Annotated in this window: 13 protein-coding genes; 1 reads left to right on the forward strand and 12 read right to left on the reverse strand. The window is 76.5% G+C overall.

Features of this window, described 5'->3' with window-relative positions; genetic code table 11:
* Nucleotides 1-662: 662 nt before the first annotated feature.
* The 6 genes from cobC to cobM form a co-directional block, all read right to left on the reverse strand.
* Nucleotides 663-1,847, reverse strand: coding sequence for an Rv2231c family pyridoxal phosphate-dependent protein CobC (gene cobC / locus ACI2LW_RS26750; protein ID WP_404733769.1), 1,185 nt, complete (start codon nucleotides 1,845-1,847; stop codon nucleotides 663-665).
* Nucleotides 1,837-2,754: a sirohydrochlorin chelatase gene (locus tag ACI2LW_RS26755; protein ID WP_404733770.1), complete on the reverse strand. Its 918-nt coding sequence runs from the start codon at nucleotides 2,752-2,754 to the stop codon at nucleotides 1,837-1,839. The genes cobC and ACI2LW_RS26755 overlap by 11 nt, the downstream gene beginning before the upstream one ends.
* On the reverse strand, nucleotides 2,751-3,335 hold the full coding sequence (locus ACI2LW_RS26760; RefSeq protein WP_404733771.1) for a precorrin-8X methylmutase: 585 nt from the start codon (nucleotides 3,333-3,335) through the stop codon (nucleotides 2,751-2,753). Before ACI2LW_RS26760 ends, ACI2LW_RS26755 begins: the two co-directional genes overlap by 4 nt.
* On the reverse strand, nucleotides 3,332-5,044 hold the full coding sequence (gene cobJ / locus ACI2LW_RS26765; protein WP_404733772.1) for a precorrin-3B C(17)-methyltransferase: 1,713 nt from the start codon (nucleotides 5,042-5,044) through the stop codon (nucleotides 3,332-3,334). Before cobJ ends, ACI2LW_RS26760 begins: the two co-directional genes overlap by 4 nt.
* A complete protein-coding gene (gene cbiE, locus ACI2LW_RS26770) occupies nucleotides 5,041-6,312 on the reverse strand; it encodes a precorrin-6y C5,15-methyltransferase (decarboxylating) subunit CbiE (RefSeq protein WP_404733802.1) in 1,272 nt (423 codons plus the stop codon). Before cbiE ends, cobJ begins: the two co-directional genes overlap by 4 nt.
* Before the next feature lie 158 nt (nucleotides 6,313-6,470).
* A complete protein-coding gene (gene cobM, locus ACI2LW_RS26775) occupies nucleotides 6,471-7,289 on the reverse strand; it encodes a precorrin-4 C(11)-methyltransferase (RefSeq protein WP_404733773.1) in 819 nt (272 codons plus the stop codon).
* 107 nt (nucleotides 7,290-7,396) lie between these two features.
* On the opposite strand from cobM, the gene ACI2LW_RS26780 reads away from it, so the two are divergent.
* A complete protein-coding gene (locus ACI2LW_RS26780) occupies nucleotides 7,397-8,125 on the forward strand; it encodes a ZIP family metal transporter (RefSeq protein WP_404733774.1) in 729 nt (242 codons plus the stop codon).
* Nucleotides 8,126-8,157: 32 nt separating this feature from the next.
* Here ACI2LW_RS26780 and cobI read toward each other — a convergent pair whose 3' ends face one another.
* Genes cobI through ACI2LW_RS26810 form a run of 6 tightly spaced genes read right to left on the reverse strand, consistent with a single transcriptional unit; the run spans nucleotide 8,158 to nucleotide 18,130 of the window.
* Nucleotides 8,158-8,889 (reverse strand): precorrin-2 C(20)-methyltransferase, encoded by a 732-nt coding sequence (gene cobI / locus ACI2LW_RS26785; RefSeq protein ID WP_404733775.1) that lies wholly within the window; start codon nucleotides 8,887-8,889, stop codon nucleotides 8,158-8,160.
* The gene (locus tag ACI2LW_RS26790; RefSeq protein ID WP_404733803.1) at nucleotides 8,886-10,361 is read right to left on the reverse strand and encodes a cobyrinate a,c-diamide synthase; all 1,476 of its coding nucleotides are present in this window, start codon (nucleotides 10,359-10,361) and stop codon (nucleotides 8,886-8,888) included. The genes cobI and ACI2LW_RS26790 overlap by 4 nt, the downstream gene beginning before the upstream one ends.
* Nucleotides 10,358-10,957: a cob(I)yrinic acid a,c-diamide adenosyltransferase gene (cobO, locus tag ACI2LW_RS26795; RefSeq protein ID WP_404733776.1), complete on the reverse strand. Its 600-nt coding sequence runs from the start codon at nucleotides 10,955-10,957 to the stop codon at nucleotides 10,358-10,360. The genes ACI2LW_RS26790 and cobO overlap by 4 nt, the downstream gene beginning before the upstream one ends.
* Complete coding sequence (locus ACI2LW_RS26800; protein ID WP_404733777.1) at nucleotides 10,957-12,975, reverse strand: putative cobaltochelatase; 2,019 nt, start codon at nucleotides 12,973-12,975, stop codon at nucleotides 10,957-10,959. Before ACI2LW_RS26800 ends, cobO begins: the two co-directional genes overlap by 1 nt.
* A complete protein-coding gene (gene cobN / locus ACI2LW_RS26805; protein WP_404733778.1) occupies nucleotides 12,972-16,625 on the reverse strand; it encodes a cobaltochelatase subunit CobN in 3,654 nt (1,217 codons plus the stop codon). Before cobN ends, ACI2LW_RS26800 begins: the two co-directional genes overlap by 4 nt.
* Nucleotides 16,622-18,130, reverse strand: coding sequence for a cobyric acid synthase (locus tag ACI2LW_RS26810; protein WP_404733804.1), 1,509 nt, complete (start codon nucleotides 18,128-18,130; stop codon nucleotides 16,622-16,624). Before ACI2LW_RS26810 ends, cobN begins: the two co-directional genes overlap by 4 nt.
* Between the last annotated feature and the right edge of the window lie 41 nt (nucleotides 18,131-18,171).

Raw genomic sequence — 18,171 nt, forward strand, 5'->3', positions numbered from 1 at the left:
CGGGTTCCCGAAGCCGGGGCGGGGACCGAGGGGACTCCCGTGCCGGACACGGAAGTCCCGGCCCCCGCCCCGTGACAAGCCCTGGACGGGCCCCGCCACAAGCCCCGGGCGGCTGCCCCGGGGCCCCGGGCGGGGCCCGCCGCAGCGCGCTCAGCCGGGCCGGGCGGCCGACCTGCCGACGGTCGACCGGGGGCGGCCGGTGTGCGGGCGGCCGGCGTGCCGCTGGCTGAAGTGCGGGCGGCTTACGTGCGGATGGCCGACGTGCCGCCGACCGAGGTGCCGCCGACCGACGTGCCGCCGACCGAGGTGCCGTCGGCCGAGGTGCGGGCGGTTGCGTGTGGGCGGTCGCCGGACGGGTCGGTTCTGCGCGGGCGGCCGGCGTGCCGCGGGCTGACGTGCGGGCGGTCGACGTGCGGGTGGCCGACCTGCCGTCGGCCGATGGGCGGGCAGCTGACGAGCCGTCGGCCGATGTGCGGGTGGGATGGCCGAGGCGCGGGCGGCCGATGTGCGGGCGGCCGAGGCACGGGTGGCCGAGGCGCCCGCCGGCAGGTGCCCGTCGGCCGATGTGCGTACCGCCGACGTGCCCGTCGGTCGGCGTGCGGGCGGTCGCCGGACGGGCGGTCGCCGGACGGGCGGTCCAGGTGCGGGCGCGTGCGGGCCCTCTACGTGCGGGTGGTTGCCGTGCCGTCGGCCGATGTGCGGGCGGTCGCCGGACGGGCGGTCCGGGTGCCGCCGGTCGCCGGGCGGGTGGGGTCCGGACGGACGGGCTCAGGACCGGCGGGCTCCGGGTGGCGCAGTGCGGCCCGCAGTGCCTTCAGAAACGCGTCCGCCGTCGACCGGTCCCGCACGGCCACCCGGAACCAGTCCTCGCCCAGCCCGGGGAAGGTGTCCCCGCGCCGCACCGCGTAGCCCAGCTCGCGCAGCCGCCGCCGTACCGCTGCCGCCCGGTCCACCCGCACCAGCACGAACGGGCCCTCCGCGGGCTCCACCACCCGCACCCCGCACTCCGCGAGACAGGCCAGGCCCGCCACCAGGTGGGCCCGGTCCGCGGCGACGCGGTGCGCGGCGTGGCCCGCCTCGGCCAGCGCCCTCGGCTCCACGCACGCCCGCGCCGCCTCGAGCGCCGGCGTGGACACCGGCCACAGCGGCTGCGCCCGCTCCAGCGCGGCGACGATCTCCGGCGAGGACAGCACATAGCCGATGCGCAGCCCCGCCAGCCCCCAGGTCTTGGTCAGGCTGCGCAGCACCACCAGCCCCGGCACGTCGATCCGCCCGGCCAGCGCCTCCCGTTCGCCCGGCACCGCGTCCATGAAGGCCTCGTCGACCACCAGCACCCGCCCCGGACGTGCCAGCCCCGCGACGGCCGCGGCCGGGTGCAGCACCGACGTCGGGTTGGTCGGGTTCCCGATCACCACCAGGTCCGCGTCCCCGGGGACGGCCGCGGGGTCGAGCCGGAAGCCGTCCTCCTCCCGCAACAGCACCCGCCGCACCGTGTGCCCGGCGTCCCGCAGCGCCGCCTCGGGTTCGGTGAACTGAGGGTGCACGACGACCGGCCGGCGTACCTCCAGCGCCCGCGCGAGCAGTACGAACGCCTCCGCCGCCCCCGCCGTCAGCAGCACCCGCTCCACCGGCAGTCCGTGCCGCCGGGCCACCGCCGCCCGCGCGGCCCGCCCGTCCGGATAGGCCGCGAGGCCGTCCAGGGCGCCGGCGATCCGCTCCCGCAGCCAGGGCGGAGGGGTGCCGGCGCGGACGTTCACGGCCAGGTCGACCAGGTCGCGGCCGTCGTCGCGGACCTCGGCGTCACCGTGGTGGCGCAGGTCGTGCCCGCCGGCCGGCTCAGTGCGCATGGGCGTGCCCGCCGTGGTGGTGACCGTGGTGATGGTGGCCGTCGTCGTCCGGGTGGAAGTGCGGCTGCTGCGGCAGTCCCACCTTGTCCTCGAAGCCGGGCAGCGCGATGCGGTAGACGCACGAGTCGCAGTTCATCCGCAGATCGCCGCGCACCGCCTCCTCGTAGCGCTCCATCACCAGGCCGAGCAGCTCCGGCTCCGGGCCGATGACCCCGGCCGAGCGCACCTCGGTCCCGGGGTGCGCGGCGGCCCAGTCCTGCGTCTGGCGCCGCACCCGGTCCGGGAGCACCCCGGTGAACAGGAAGTACGGCAGCACGACGATCCGCCGCGCCCCCAGCCGCGCACACCGGTCCAGGCCGCTCGGCACGTCCGGGGCCGCCAGCGAGACGAACGCCGTCTCCACCCCGGCGTATCCGCGGCCCTCCCACAGCAGCCGCGCCGCCTTGAACACCTCGGCGTTGGCGTCCGGGTCGGTGGAGCCGCGCCCCACCAGCAGCACGGTCACGTCCGACCGCTCCCCGGAGGTCCCCTCCAGCGCCTCCTCCAGCCGCCGCTCCAGCACCCGCAGCAGCGCCGGGTGCGGGCCGAGCGGCCGGCCGTAGGTGTACGAGACGCCCGGGTGCCGTTCCTTCTCGCGGGCCAGCGCCGCCGGGATGTCCCCCTTGGCGTGCCCGGCGGACACCAGCATCAGCGGCACCGCGGCGAACCGCGTGACGCCCCGCTCCACCAGCTCGGCGACGGCCTCGCCGAGCGGCGGCGGGGACAGCTCGATGAAACCGCCGGCGACGGGCAGTGCCGGGTGGCGGCGCCCCAGCTCCCGTACGAAGTCGCGGAATGCCTCGGCACCGGCGTCGTCCCGGGTGCCGTGGCCGGCGACGAGCAGGGCGGGCGGCAGCGGGGTGGTCACGGGGTCTCCTTCACGGCGGGGTGGTACAGCAGGGCGTTGAGCGCGGCGGCGGCGACCGCCGACCCGCCCTTCTCGGACACATTGCTCACGGCGGGCAGCCCGCTCTCGCGCAGAGCGGCCTTGGACTCGGCCGCCCCGACGAAGCCGACGGGCAGGCCGATGACGAGCGCGGGGGAGGCGTCCAGCGTCAGCAGCTCCTCCAGGGCGGTCGGCGCGCAGCCGATCACCCACAGGGCGCCGGGGCCGACCTCCTCGTGGGCGAGCCGCACGGCGTGCGCCGAACGGGTCAGCCCGGGGCGGGACACCGCGTCCCCGAGCCGGCACACGGTCCTGCGCCGGGTGATCCCGGCCGCGACCATCTCCACGTCCACCACCACCGGCGCCCCGGCGTGCAGGGCCGCGTGGGCGGCGGTCAGCTCGTCCTCGTCCATCACCAGGTCCTCGGCGTAGGAGAGGTCGGCGGAGGAGTGGATCACCCGCTCCACCACCGCCCGGGTCAGCGGCGCGAGACGGGAGGTGTCCAGGCGGGCCCGCAGCCGGCGGAAGGACTCCTGCTCGATGGGGTGGACGACACGGTTCACCGGGCCTCCTCCGGACGGGTGGCCTGCCAGCGGTAGCCGCGCGGGGTGACCATGCGGCCCGCGACCAGGCGGGTGGCGGTGTTGCCGACGGTCACGACCGTCATCATGTCGACGGTCGCCGGGTCGAGCCCGGACAGGGTCGTCACCCGGACGGACTCGTCGGGGCGCGAGGCGTTGCGCACGACGCCGACCGGGGTGTCCGGCGCGCGGTGCCCGGCGAGGATGTCCAGCGCCTTGGGCAGCTGCCAGTCCCGGCCCCGGGAGCGCGGGTTGTAGAACGTCACCACGAGGTCCGCCTCGGCCGCGGCGCGCACCCGGCGCTCGATGACCGCCCACGGCGTGTGCAGGTCGGACAGGCTGATCGAGGCGTGGTCGTGGCCGAGCGGGGCGCCGAGGACCGCGCCGGCCGCGAGCGCCGCGGTCACCCCCGGCACACCGGCCACGTCGATGTCGTCCGACGCCTCGGCGAGCGCGGGGGAGGCCATGGCGTACACCCCGGCGTCCCCGCTGCCGATCAGGGCGACGGCGTGCCCGCGGCGGGCCTCGGCGACCGCCGTCCTGGCCCGCTCCTCCTCGGCCCCGAGGCCCGACTCGAGGATGCGGGTGCCGGGCCGCAGCAGGTCGCGGATCTGGTCGACGTACTGGTCGAGCCCCACCACCACGGACGCCCGCCGCAGTTCGGCCTCGGCGCGCGGAGTGAGCAGGTCGCGGGCGCCCGGCCCGAGCCCGACCACGGCCAGCCGCCCGCGCACGGGCCGCCGTACCACCGCGCAGGTGGCCATCGCCGGACCGCCGTCCGCGCGCCGCGACTTCCGCTTGGGCACGAGGAGTTCGCCGCCGCCGGCGAGCGCGGCGGCCTCCGCGACGGAGGGGGTGCCGACGGCGGCGAGCGGCGCCTTCGACGGGTTGGGCACCGCGACGCCGGCCAGCTCCCGCGCGGAGTACGTCACCAGGGGCACGCCCAGCCGCCCGGCCGCCTCGACCAGGCCGGGCTCACCGGCCTTGGCGTCCACGGTGGCGAGCCGGGCGACGCACCGCGCGGACAGTCCGGCGTCCCGCAGCGCGTCCCCGACCAGGTCCAGCACCTCCTCGGCGGTCACTCCGCGGGAGGCGCCGACGCCGACGACGAGCGACGGCGGCCGCAGCACCACCTCGCGCGCGCCGGGACCGGCCGCGCGGTCCGTCAGCCGCACGGTGTACGACGCCGCGGTCCCCTCCGGCGCCACCGGCAGCGCGGGCAGCGGCCACGGCACCTCGGCGTCCAGGGCGACGGGCGTGCCGTCCAGCAGCGCCCGGGACACCGCGGCGATGTCGCCCTCCACCGGCAGCCCGAGCGTGTCCAGGCCGGGCAGCCCCGCCGCGTCCGTCGCCGTCGTCACCACCGGCTCGGCGCCCAGCAGGGCGCCCACCTCGCGGGCGAGCCCGTTGGCCCCGCCGCCGTGCCCGCCGAGCAGCGACACGGCGAACCGCCCGCCCTCGTCCACGCACACCACACCCGGGTCCGACGCCTTGCCGTCCAGCAGCGGCGCCACCAGCCGGACGACCGCGCCGGCCGCCAGGAAGCACACCAGCTGCTCGCACTGGGCGAAGGCGGCCCGTACCGCGTCCCCGACGGGCCCGTCGTACACCCGGGTGCGCTCCGGCCACGCGGCCGCCAGCCGGTCCCGCGCAGCCGCTCCCGCCGCGGTGGCGGAGATGAGGCCGATCACTGAGTAACTCCTTCTTCGGACGCCGGGGGCCGCATGCCCCACAGCAGGAAAACGGGGTTCGCCGCCGCCAGCCGGGTCACGTCACCCGGCAGCGGCGCGAGCCGGGAGGACTGCAGCAGCACCCCGTCGCAGGCGAACCCGGCGGCGGTCAGCGCCGCGCGCGCGGCCGGCACCCGGTCGAGCGCGGCCACGGCCACCACGACGGTGCGCCGGGCCCGCCGCGCGCAGGCGGCGACGACGGCGGGCAGGTCGCGGCCGCCGCCGCCGACGAACACGGCGTCCGGGTCGTCGCCGAGCCCGGCCAGCGCGCCCGGGGCCGCGCCGTGCACCACGGCCACGTCGACGCCGTGGGCCGCCGCGTTGGCGCGCACCCGTGCGGCCCCGTCCGCCGTCCTCTCCACGGCGACGACGGCCGCCCCGAGCCGGGCGCACTCCACGGCCACCGAGCCCGAACCGGCGCCCACGTCCCAGACCAGGTCGCCCAGGCGCGGCCCGAGCCGGGCCAGGGCGAGCGCCCGCACCTCGAACTTGGTGATCATCGAGTCGCGGTGGGCGAAGGCCGCCTCCTCCAGCGCCCACCCCGCCGGGCCGGCCGCGGGCCCGGCGACCGTGCGCGCGGCGCCGAGCGCCCGCGCCGGATCCAGGCACAGCACCACGTTCACCGCCGTGCCCCAGTCCCGGGCGGCGGCCTCGGCCGGGGCGACGCGCTCGACGCGTTCCCGGCGCGGGTCGCCGAGGGCCGAGGCGACGACCAGCGTCCGCTCGGCGCCCGGGGTGCGGGCCAGGGCGGCGCCCAGCTCCGCGGGCCCCGCGCCCGGCCCGGTCAGCACGGCGACCTTGGGGCGCGCCCGGCAGACGTTGACGGCCGTGCGCAGGTCCCGGCCGTGCGCGCTCACCACCACGGCGTCGTCCCACGGCAGCGCGAGCCGGGCGAAGGCGGCGGCCACCGAGGAGACGCCGGGACGGACGTCCAGCCGCTCGGGCCCGAACCGCTCGGCCAGCGCCCGGACGATCCCGAAGAACCCGGGGTCTCCGGAGGCCAGCACGACCACCGGCCGGTCCGCGCGGACGTACTCCTCGACGGCGTCCAGCGCGGGCGCCAGCGGGCCCAGCACGATCCGCTCGGCCGTGTCCGGCAGCACGGCGGCGTCCAGGTGCCGGCGCGCCCCCACGACCAGCGCGGCGCCGGCCGGCGGTCCGCCGGCGTACGCCGGGTCCCCGCCCGGGCCGGCGTCGCGCCCCCGGTCCGTGCCTGTGCCCGTGGTCAGGCCCGTGCCCGCGTCCGTGCCGGTGCCGGTGCCGGTGTCCGTGTCCGTGCGCGGGCCCGCGTCCGTGCCCGTGCTCAGGCCCGTGCCCGTGCTCAGGCCCGTGCCCAGGTCCGGCTGCGTGCCGGCCCCCGCGCCCGTCCCGGTGCCGATGACCGTGATCATGTGCTCGCGCCCCGTGCGCGCAGGGCCCTGCGGGCCTCCGGGTCGGCCTTCCGGTGGCCGTGGAAGTGACCGGGGTGGTACAGGTGCGAGCGGGTCCCGTGCGCGTCCAGGGCCGGGCCGACCAGGAAGAGGGTGTGCTTCCAGAGCCGGTGCTCCTTGACCGTCTCCTCCAGCGTGCCGATGGTGCACCGCACCAGCAGCTCCTCCGGCCAGGTCGCCTGGTACGCCACCACGACCGGCGTGGTCGTGGGGTAGCCGCCCTCCAGCAGCTCCCGCACCAGCTGGCCGCTGCGGGCCGCCGACAGGAAGACCGCCATGGTGGTGCCGTGCCGGGCGAACTCGCGCAGCTCCTCGCCGGGCGGCATCGGCGTCTTGCCGCCGCCCAGCCGGGTCAGCACGACCGACTGGGCGACCTCCGGGATGGTCAGCTCGCGCTGTGCCAGGGCGGCGACGGCGGAGAAGGACGAGACGCCGGGCACGACCTCCGTCTCGATCCCGAGCGCGGCGCACCGGTCGAGCTGCTCCTGGGTGCCGCCCCACAGCGCCGGGTCGCCGGAGTGCACGCGGGCCACCTTCAGGCCCTCGGCGCGGGCCCGCTCGTAGACGGCGACGACGTCCTCCAGGGACATGGCCGCCGAGTCCAGGATCTCGGCGCCCTCGCGCGCGTGCTCCAGGACCTCCGCCTGCACCAGGCTGGCCGCCCAGATCACGACGTCGGCCTCGGCGATCGCGCGGGCGGCGCGGAACGTGAGCAGGTCGGCGGCGCCGGGTCCGGCACCGACGAAGGTCACCTTGCCGGCGGGTGCGTCGGCCATGGGGTCGGGTCCTCTCGTACGGAATGTCATGGTGTGCGGGGGTGTGCGCGGGGGTGCAGCGGGGGCCGGATGTGCGCGACCGGGGGGTGATCGGATAACAAGGGCACATGGCGGTCCTCGTCGCGCTCGGCGCGTTCCTGATGACGCTGGCCGGCGGCTGGACGGCACAGCGGGTCACCGACCGCCGCCATCTGGTCCTCGGACTGGCGGGCGGCCTCATGCTGGGCGTGGTGGGCCTGGACCTGCTGCCGGAGGCGCTGCACGCGGCGGGCCGGGAGGTGTTCGGCGTCCCGGCGGCGCTGCTGCTGTTCGTGGCCGGGTTCCTGCTGGCCCACCTGGTGGAGCGGCTGCTGGCGGCCCGGCAGGCCGCGCACGGCGGCGACGAGAGCGACCACCGCGCCCCCCAGGTCGGTCTGACGGCGGCGGCCGCGATGGTCGGTCACAGCGCCATGGACGGCGTGGCCATCGGCGCGGCCTTCCAGGTGGGCGGGGGCATGGGCGCGGCCGTCGCGCTCGCCGTCATCGCCCACGACTTCGCCGACGGCTTCAACACCTTCACCATCACCAGCCTGTACGGCAACGCGCGCCGCAAGGCGGTCGCCATGCTGGTCGCGGACGCGCTGGCGCCGGTGGCGGGCGCGGCCTCCACCGCGTTCCTCGCCATCCCGGAGTGGTTCCTCGGCGGCTATCTGGGCCTGTTCGCCGGGGTGCTGCTCTACCTCGCCGCGGCGGAGATCCTGCCCGAGGCGCACCATGAGCACCCGGCCCGCTCGACCCTGCTGTGCACGGTCGCGGGCGTGGCGTTCATCTGGGCCGTCGTGGGCCTGGCGACCTGACCCCGTGCCCGCCGGGGCCGGAAGGACATGGTTCACAGCTTGCCGCCCCGGCCGCCCTCGCGCCGCGCGGGCGCGATCAGCGTCGACAGATACGGCAGCGCGTCGCCGTCGAGTTCGGCGGCCGGCCGGATCGACTGCCCGGCCAGCCCGAGCGCCGACCCCCACACCGCGTCGCCGAGCCGCCCGCTCTCGCGCAGCGCCCGGGCGACCTCCTCCGCCTGCCGCCCGAACTTGTACGCCACCACGGTCCCCGGCCCGTTCAGCGCCTCCTTCAGCACGGCCGTCCCGGCGGTCACGGGCACCAGCGTGAGGGGTTCGGTCCCCTCGGTGAGCACGGCCCCCGAGCGCGCCGCCAGGTCCTGCATGGCGGTGATCCCGGGCACGGTCTCCACCGCCGTCCCCGGCACCAGTGCGGCGACGGTCTGCGCGAGGTAGGTGAAGGTGGAGTAGACGTTGGGGTCGCCGATGGTGGCGAAGGCGACGCTGCGGTGCGCGCGCAGCAGGGCGGCGACCCGCTCGCCGGCGGCGTCCCAGGCGGCCTCGCGCCGCGCCCGGTCCGACCGCTCGTTGAGCGCGAACACCACCCGGACGACCTTCTCGCGCGGCACGTAGTGCAGCACGGTCGCCTCGGCCCGCCCCTGCTCGCCGCTGTCCATCACGGGCACCACGACCACCTCGGCGGCGCGCAGCGCGTTGACCCCCTTGACCGTCACCAGTTCCGGATCGCCGGGGCCGACCCCGACACCGATCAGCGTGCTGCTCATGACGTCCGGCACCTCTCGACGAACCGACGGGCGACACCGGGCGCGGCGGCCCAGTGCGTATGCAGATAACTCGCGTGCACGTTCCGCTGGACGAACCCCTCGATCCGCCGGCCGGGGCCGCGCACGCCCCAGGCGGGGGCCGCCGGCCCCGTTCCCGAGCCGGGCTCGACGACGGTCCGGTGGAACTCGTGGCCGCGCATGCGCTGCCCGGCGCCGGCGAGCACGCTGTCCCCGACGGCCACGGCGTCCCGGTAGCCGAGCGTGAGCCGCTCGCTCATCCGCCCGGCGGCGTCCAGCACCCCGCACATGGGCAGCCCGTCCAGTTCCCGGCACAGGTACAGCAGCCCCGCGCACTCGGCGGCGACGGGACCCCCGTCGAGCGCGAAGCGGGCCACGGCGCCGCGCAGCGGCTCGTTGGCGGACAGCTCGGCGGCGTACACCTCGGGGAACCCGCCGCCGACGACGAGGCCGCGGGTCCCCTCGGGCAGCCGCTCGTCCCGCAGCGGGTCGAAGGCGACGACCTCCGCTCCGGCGGCGGCGAGCAGTTCGGCGTGCTCGGCGTAGGAGAAGGTGAACGCGGCCCCCGCGGCGACGGCGATCCGGGGCGCTCCGGGCACCGGAGGTCCCGCGTCCGCGGGCGCCTGACCCCGGGGTTCAGCGTCCGTGTCCGCCTGCCCGTCCGGGCCCGAACCCGCGCCCGGCGACGGAACGGGAGCGGGCGGGGCCGAGGCGGCCACGGCGGCGGCCGGGTCCCAGGCCGCACAGTCCAGCGCCGCCGCGCTCCGCGCCAGCGCGACCAGGGCCGGCACATCGCAGCCGGCCTCCACCCGCGCCGCCATCGCGGCGACGGCGTCCACCGCCTCGGCCCGCCGCTCGGCGACCGGCACCAGCCCCAGATGACGCGACGGCGTGCCGATGCCGGCCGTGCGCCGCAGCGCGCCGAGCACCGGCACCCCCGCCGACTCCAGCGCCTGGCGCAGCAGCGCCTCGTGCCGGTCGGACGCCACCTTGTTCAGGATCACGCCCCCCACCCGCACCCGCGGGTCCCAGGTCACGAAGCCGTGCACCAGCGCCGCCACCGACCGCGACTGCGACGACGCGTCCACGACCAGCACCACCGGCGCCCGCAGCACCTTCGCCACCTGAGCCGTGGACGCCAGTTCGCCCTCGCCGGCCGCACCGTCGTACAGCCCCATGACGCCCTCGACGACGGCGATGTCGCAGCCGCGCGCCCCGTGCAGGAACAGCGGCCCGAGCAGCTCCGGACCGCACAGGTACGCGTCCAGGTTGCGCCCCGTCCGCCCGGTCGCGAGGGCGTGGTAGCCCGGGTCGATGTAGTCAGGCCCGACCTTGTGCGGGGAGACGGCGAGCCCCCGCCGGGTCAGCGCGGCCATCAGCCCGGTGGCGACGGTGGTCTTGCCGCTGCCGGAGGCCGGCGCGGCGATCACCAGCCGGGGCACCGGGGGCGTCACCACTCGATGCCCCTCTGGCCCTTCTGGCCGGCGTCCATGGGGTGCTTGACCTTGGACATGTCGGTGACCAGGTCGGCGAACTCCACCAGCTCCTGGGGGGCGTTGCGCCCCGTGATCACGACGTGCTGGGTGCCGGGCCGTCCGCGCAGCACCTCGATCACCTCGCCGGTGTCCACCCACCCCCAGTGCATCGGGTAGGCGAACTCGTCGAGCACGTACAGCCGGTAGCGCTCGGCCGCCAGGTCGCGCTTGACCTGCTCCCAGCCCTCCCGGGCCTTGTCCTCGTTGTCCATCTGGGCGTCGCGCTGGACCCAGGACCAGCCCTCGCCCATCTTGTGCCAGTCCACGGTCCCGCCGTGCCCGGAGGCGCCCAGCACGCGCAGCGCGTTCTCCTCGCCGACCCGCCACTTGGCCGACTTCACGAACTGGAACACCCCGATGGGCCACCCCTGGTTCCAGGCGCGCAGCGCCAGCCCGAAGGCGGCGGTCGACTTGCCCTTGCCGATGCCCGTGTGCACCACGACCAGCGGCCGGTTGCGGCGCTGACGGGTCGTCAGACCGTCGTCCGGTACGACACTCGGCTGTCCCTGCGGCATTACGCGGCCCTCCTCGAAGTCTCCCGGACATCCCTGACGAGTGAGGCGATCGAGTCCGCCCGCAGCTCGGCCAGGGTCACTGCCGTACCGCCCAGCTCGCCGGCGAGCCGCCCCGCGAGCCCGAGCCGGACCGGCCCCGACTCGCAGTCGACCACCACCGAGGCGAGCCGCTCCGCGGCGAACAGCCGGGCCGCGCGCCCGGCCCGCGCCACCGGCTCCGCGCCGCCGGTGGCGCGGCCGTCCGTCACCACCACGACCAGTGCCCGCCGCGCCGGGTCCCGCAGCCGTTCCACCCGCAGGACCTCGTGCGCCCGCAGCAGCCCCTCCGCGAGCGGCGTGCGCCCGCCGGTCGGCAGCGACCGCAGCCGGGCGGCGGCCGCGTCCACGGACGAGGTGGGCGGCAGCGCGACCTCGGCGGACGAGCCGCGGAAGGTCACCAGGCCCACCTTGTCCCGCCGCTGGTAGGCGTCCAGCAGCAGCGACAGCACCGCGCCCTTGACCGCGCCCATGCGCTGCCGCGCGGCCATCGACCCCGAGGCGTCGACGACGAACAGCACGAGGTTCCCCTCGCGTCCCTCCCGCGTCGCCTGCCGCAGATCGTCCCGGCGCACCACCAGTCCCGGCCCGGACCGGCCCCGCGCCCGCTGGTGCGGGGCGGCGGCGTGCACGGTCGCCGCCAGGTGCAGCTTGGTGAGCGCCCCCCGGGGCCGCCGCGCCCCGGTGGTACGGCCGTGCTCGGTCCGGGCCCGCGAGCGCCGCCCGGCGGCGCCCTGACCGATGCCGGGCACGCTCAGCACCCTGGCCCGGAACGGCTCGGCGGCACGCGCGGCCGGCTGCTCCCGCGCCCCGGCCGGCTGCGGCTGCCCGCCCTCACCGGCCTCGGGGCGGGCGCCGCCGTCCGCGTCGCCCCGGGGACCGCTGTCGGGCGCCGGCCCCCCGCCGCCGGGCCCGTCGGGACCGGGCCCGTCGGGACCGGGATCGTGCGGATCGGGATCGTCGTCGCCGTCGCCCGCGGACCGCTCCAGGGTCTCGTCCAGCTTGTCCTCGTCCAGGCCCGGCGCGTCGAAGGGGTTGCGGCGCCTGCGGTGCGGCAGCGCGAGCAGCGCCGCCTGCCGGACGTCCTCGGCGAGGACCTCCGTCCGCCCGGCCCACGCGGCCAGCGCGGTCGCCGTACGGGCCATCACGATGTCGGCGCGCATGCCGTCCACCTCGAACGCCGCACAGGTCGCCGCGATCTGCCGCAGCGCACCGTCACCCAGCCGCACCCGCGGCAGCAACTCCCGTGCCGCCACGATCCGTTGCCGTACGGCGGCCTCCTCCGCGGCCCACCGCGCGGCGAAGCCGGCCGGATCGTCGTCGTACGCCAGCCTGCGCCGCACGACCTCCACGCGCAGGTCCGGCTCCCGCGAGGCGGCGACCTCCACGGTCAGCCCGAACCGGTCCAGCAACTGCGGCCGCAGCTCGCCCTCTTCGGGGTTCATGGTGCCGACGAGCAGGAACCGGGCGGCATGCCGTACGGAGACACCCTCGCGCTCCACGTACGACGCGCCCATCGCCGCCGCGTCCAGCAGCAGGTCGACCAAGTGGTCGTGGAGCAGGTTCACCTCGTCCACGTAGAGGATCCCGCGGTGCGCCTCGGCGAGCAGGCCCGGTTCGAACGCCTTGACGCCCTCGGCGAGCGCCCGCTCGATGTCCAGGGCGCCGACCAGCCGGTCCTCGGAGGCGCCGACCGGCAACTCCACCATCCGGGCCGGGCGGGACGTACCGGCCCCGGGCTCGTGCGGCCCGTCCGGGCACGCCGGGTCGGGGGAGGCCGGGTCGCAGGAGAACCGGCACCCGGGCACGACGGCCACCTCCGGCAGCAGCGCCGAGAGGGCCCGTACGGCCGTGCTCTTCGCGGTGCCCTTCTCGCCGCGCACCAGCACACCGCCGACCGCCGGGGACACGGCGTTCAGCAGCAGTGCCAGCCGCAGGTCGTCCTGCCCGACGACGGCCGTGAACGGAAACGGGGTACTCACTTGTCCTCGCCCTCCAAGTCGCCCTCGAGCTCCAGATAGGTGGCGCGCAGCCGCTCCAGCGTGTCCGCGTCCGGCTCCGCCCACAGCCCCCGCTCCGCCGCCTCCAGCAGCCGTTCGGTGATGCCGCGCAGCGCCCAGGGGTTGGACTTCCGCATGAAGTCCCGGTTCTCCGGGTCGAAGACGTACTCCGCGCTGAGCTTCTCGTACATCCAGTCGTCGACCACGCCGGCCGTGGCGTCGTAGCCGAAGAGGTAGTCGACGGTCGCGGCCATCTCGAAGGCGCCCTTGTAGCCGTGCCGCCGCATCGCCGCCATCCAGCGCGGGTTGACCACCCGGGCCCGGAAGACCCGGTGGGTCTCCTCGCCGAGCGTGCGGGTCCGCACCTGGTCCGGCACGGCCGAGTCGCCGACGTACGCCTCCGGTGAGGCGCCGGTCAGATGCCGCACCATGGCGACCATGCCGCCGTGGTACTGGAAGTAGTCGTCGGCGTCGACCAGGTCGTGCTCGCGGGTGTCGACGTTCTTCGCGGCCACGGCGATCCGCCGGAACGCCGTCTCCATGTCCCCGCGCGCGGCCCGCCCGTCCAGGTCGCGGCCGTAGGCGTAGCCGCCCCACACCGCGTACACCTCGGCGAGATCGGCGTCGGAGCGCCAGTTGCGGGCGTCGATCAGCGGCAGCAGGCCCGCCCCGTACGCGCCCGGCTTGGAGCCGAAGATCCGCGCCGTGGCCCGCCGCCGGTCGCCGTGCGCGGCGGTGTCCTCGTCCGCGTGCGCCCGCACGTAGTTGGACTCCGCGGGCTCCGCCAGCTCCGCCACCGTCCGCACCGCGTCGTCGATCAGGCCGACCACGTGCGGGAAGGCGTCCCGGAAGAAGCCGGAGATGCGGACCGTGACGTCGATGCGCGGCCGGCCCAGCTCCGCCAGGGGCACCACCTCGAAGCCGGTCACCCGGCGCGAGGCGTCGTCCCACACCGGACGGCAGCCCAGCAGCGCCAGGATCTCGGCGATGTCGTCGCCCTGGGTGCGCATCGCCGAGGTGCCCCACACCGTGAGCCCCACCGACCTCGGGTATGCGCCCGTGTCCCGCAGATACCGCTGCACCAGGGAGTCGGCGAGCGACTGGCCGACCTCCCAGCTCAGCCGGGACGGAATGGCCTTGGGGTCGACCGAGTAGAAGTTCCGCCCGGTCGGCAGGACGTTGACCAGGCCGCGGGTCGGCGAGCCCGACGGCCCGGCGGGGACCCGGCCGCCGTCCAGCGCCCGCAGGATGTGGCCGATCTCGTCACCGGTCCGGGCCAGCCGCGGCACCACCTCGGTGCAGGCGAAGTCCAGCACCGCCACCGCGGACGGCACCTCGGCGCCCAGCACCTGCCGCACCAGCGCGGCGCTCTCCCGGGCCGCCCAGCCGCGCGCCTCCATGCCCTCCGCGATCCGCCGGCACAGCTGCTCCAGCAGGTCGATCGCGTCGGCCGCGGTGCGGGCCGGCCCCGCGACCAGCCCGGTGAGCTCCGCCGGCACCTTGACCGCGGCGCCCGGCTCGGCCAGCAACTCCCGCTCCACCAGCCCGAAGTGCTCCGCGACGCAGGCCCGCAGGCCCGGCAGCGCGTCCGCCCGCCCGCCCCACACCTGCGCGGCGCGCAGCACGGCGAGGACCAGGTTCACCCGCGGCTCGCCCACCGGGCCGCCGCCCAGGACGTGCAGGCCGTCGCGGATCTGCACGTCCTTGATCTCGCACAGATAGCCGTCGACGTGCAGGACGAACTCGTCGAACTCGTCCTCGTCCGGCTGCTCGTCCACGTGCAGGTCGTGATGCAGCTCGGCCGCCTTGACCAGGGTCCAGATCTGGGCCCGCACGGCCGGTGCCTTCGCCGGGTCCAGATCGCTGACCAGCGCGTACTCGTCGAGGAGCTGCTCCAGCTTGGCGAGGTCGCCGTAGGTGTCGGCACGCGCCATGGGCGGCACCAGGTGGTCGACGACCGTGGCGTGCCCGCGCCGCTTGGCCTGGGTGCCCTCGCCGGGGTCGTTGACGATGAACGGGTAGACCAGGGGGAGGTCGCCGAGGACCGCGTCCGGCGCGCAGCCCCGGCCCAGACCCAGTCCCTTGCCGGGCAGCCACTCCAGGGTGCCGTGCTTGCCCATGTGCACGATCGCGTCGGCGCCGAAGCTCTCCTCGAGCCAGCGGTAGGCCGCCAGGTAGTGGTGGGAGGGCGGCATGTCGGGGTCGTGGTAGATCGCGACCGGGTTCTCGCCGAAGCCGCGCGGCGGCTGGATCATCACGACCACGTTGCCGAACCGCAGGCAGGCCAGCACGATGTCCTCGCCGTCGACGTACAGCGAGCCCGGCGGCTCGCCCCAGGCCTCGGTCATCGCCTCCCTGAGGTCCGCGTCGAGCGTGCCGAACCACGCCCGGTAGTCGGCGAGGGGCACCCGGGCGGGCGCGGCGGCGAGCTGCTCCTCCGTCAGCCACTCCACGTCGTGGCCGCCGGCCTCGATGAGCCGGTGGATCAGCTCGTCGCCGCCGGAGGGGTACTCCGACAGCGAGTACCCGGCCTCCCGCAGCGCGTCCAGCACCCGCACCGCCGAGGCGGGCGTGTCCAGCCCGACCGCGTTGCCGACGCGCGAGTGCTTGGTCGGGTAGGCGGTGAAGACCAGCGCGATCCGCTTGTCCGCGTTGGGCTTGTGCCGAAGCCGCGCGTGGCGCACGGCGATCCCGGCGACCCGCGCGGCCCGCTCCGGGTCGGCCGTGTACACCGGCACGTCGTCCGGCCCGCGCTCCTTGAAGGAGAACGGCACCGTGACGAGCCGGCCGTCGAACTCGGGGATGGCGACCTGCATCGCCGCGTCCATCGGCGACAGCGCGGCGTCGGAGGCCTCCCAGGCGGCCCGGGAGGAGGTCAGGCACAGCCCCTGCAGGACGGGCACGTCCAGGTCGGCCAGCGCCCCGATGTCCCAGGCCTCGTCGTCGCCGCCCGCCGAGGCGCCGGCGGCGTGCGTGCCGCCGGCCGCGAGGACGGTGGCGATCAGCGCGTCGGCGCGCCCGAGGATGTCGTACAGCCCCGGATCGGCGCCGCGCAGCGAACCGCAGTACACCGGGAGGGCGTTGGCGCCGTGCGCCTCGATCGCCTCGCACAGGGTGTCCACGAAGGCGGTGTTGCCGGACAGTTCGTGGGCCCGGTAGAAGAGCACGCCCACGGTCGGACGGTCCGCCCGCACCGCGCGGGCGCCGTGGACGCCGTACTCCGGCATCTTCCGCGGCTCCTCGAAGCCCTCGCCGGTCAGCAGCACCGTGTCGGACAGGAACCGGGCCAGCTCGGCCAGGTTGGCCGGGCCGCCCTCGACCAGGTACCTCAGCGCCTCGGCGACGACCCCGGCGGGCACGGACGACTCGGCCATCAGCTCGGCGTCCGGGACGGCCTCGCCGCCCAGCAGCACGGTCGGCACTCCGGACGCCCGCAGCGCGGCGAGCCCCTCCTCCCAGGCGCGCCTGCCGCCGAGCAGCCGTACGACGGCGATGTCCGCGCCGTCCAGCAGCGCGGGCAGCTCCCCGGCGACGTCCACCCGGGCCGGGTTGCCGATCCGGTAGGGGGCGCCGGAGGCCCGGGCCGCCAGCAGATCGGTGTCGGCGGTCGACAACAACAACACTGTGCTCATGCGGGCGCTCCCGGTGGGATGAAGGGCAGTCCTCGCGGCGCGCCCGACTCGATGAGCCGCCACAGCGCGTCCGTGTCCGCGTGCTGTTCGATCAGGTCGCCGAGCCGGTCGAGCTGCTCCTCGCGCAGCGCGGCGAACGAGGTGTCGGGCGCGGGTACGAAGCGGCGGCCCGCGGCGGCCGCCACCTCCCGCAGGAAGGCCCGCCGGAAGCCGTCGGACTCCAGCGAGCCGTGCCAGTGCGTGCCCCGGACGGAGCCGGAGCGGCAGCCGTCCAGGAAGGGCTCGCCCCCGGTGACCTCGGCGACCCCGTGGTGGATCTCGTAGCCCTCGACCCGCTCGCCCAGGGCCTCGCCCACCGGGCGGGCCAGGGTCTTCTCCCGGGCGAAGCGGACCCTCACCGGCAGCAGGCCCAGCCCGTCGACGTGGCCGCGACGGCTCTCCACGTCGTCCTCGATGTGCTCGCCGAGCAGCTGGAAGCCGCCGCAGATCCCGAGGACGGGCCGGCCCTCGGCCGCCCGGCGCGCCAGGGCCGCGGCCAGGCCCCGCTCCCGCAGCCACTCCAGCGCCCGGACCGTGCCGCGGGTGCCGGGGACGACGACGAGGTCGGCGTCGGACAGCTCCTCGGGGCGGTCCACGAACCGCACGACCACGCCCGGTTCGGCGGCCAGCGCGTCCACGTCGGTGAAGTTGGACATCAGCGGGACGGCGCAGACGGCGACCCGCAGCACGTCCTCGCCGACGGGCGCGGCCACGGCGGACTCCCGCACGGCGCCCCGCAGGGACACCCGCAGCCCGTCCTCCTCGTCGATGCCCAGCCCGTGCCGGAAGGGCAGCACCCCGTAGGCGCGCCGCCCGGTCAGTCCGTGCAGCATGTCCAGTCCGGGTTCGAGCAGCGAGACGTCCCCGCGGAACTTGTTCACCAGGAATCCGGCGACCAGTTCCTGGTCCTCGCGGGACAGCAGCGCCACGGTGCCGAAGAACGAGGCGAAGACGCCGCCGCGGTCGATGTCGCCGACGACGAGCACGGGCAGCCGGGCGCCCCGCGCGATCCCCATGTTGACGATGTCCGTCCGGCGCAGATTGATCTCCGCCGGGCTGCCCGCCCCCTCACAGATCACCGCGTCGTAGGCGCCCCGCAGTTCGGCGAGGCAGTCCAGCACGGTGCCCAGCAGCCGCTGCTGCCGGCCGCCGTGGTAGCCGCGGGCGCTCAGCTCGCCGACCGGCCTGCCCAGCAGCACCACCTGGCTGCTCTGCTCGCCGCCCGGCTTGAGCAGCACCGGGTTCATCAGCGCGGTCGGCTCGATCCGGCAGGCCTGGGCCTGCATGGCCTGCGCCCGGCCGATCTCGGCGCCCTCCCGGGTGACGAAGGAGTTGAGGGACATGTTCTGCGCCTTGAACGGCGCCACCTTGACCCCCTGCCGGACCAGCCACCGGCAGATCCCGGCGGTGACGACGCTCTTGCCGGCGTCGGAGGTGGTGCCGGCGACGAGCAGACCCCCGCTCATACCGCCGTCGAGAGCCGCGTTCAGACCCGTCTTCAGACCCC

The organism is Streptomyces sp. NPDC004065 (assembly GCF_044903565.1).
Lineage (GTDB): Bacteria > Actinomycetota > Actinomycetes > Streptomycetales > Streptomycetaceae > Streptomyces.

Coding starts and splice junctions, on each gene's coding strand:
- cobC (WP_404733769.1), bottom strand. CDS start 1,847: ATGCGCACTGAGCCGGCCGGCGGGCACGACCTGCGCCACCACGGTGAC.
- cobM (WP_404733773.1), bottom strand. CDS start 7,289: ATGGCCGACGCACCCGCCGGCAAGGTGACCTTCGTCGGTGCCGGACCC.
- ACI2LW_RS26780 (WP_404733774.1), top strand. CDS start 7,397: ATGGCGGTCCTCGTCGCGCTCGGCGCGTTCCTGATGACGCTGGCCGGC.
- cobI (WP_404733775.1), bottom strand. CDS start 8,889: ATGAGCAGCACGCTGATCGGTGTCGGGGTCGGCCCCGGCGATCCGGAA.
- cobO (WP_404733776.1), bottom strand. CDS start 10,957: ATGCCGCAGGGACAGCCGAGTGTCGTACCGGACGACGGTCTGACGACC.
- cobN (WP_404733778.1), bottom strand. CDS start 16,625: ATGAGCACAGTGTTGTTGTTGTCGACCGCCGACACCGATCTGCTGGCG.
- ACI2LW_RS26810 (WP_404733804.1), bottom strand. CDS start 18,130: ATGAGCGGGGGTCTGCTCGTCGCCGGCACCACCTCCGACGCCGGCAAG.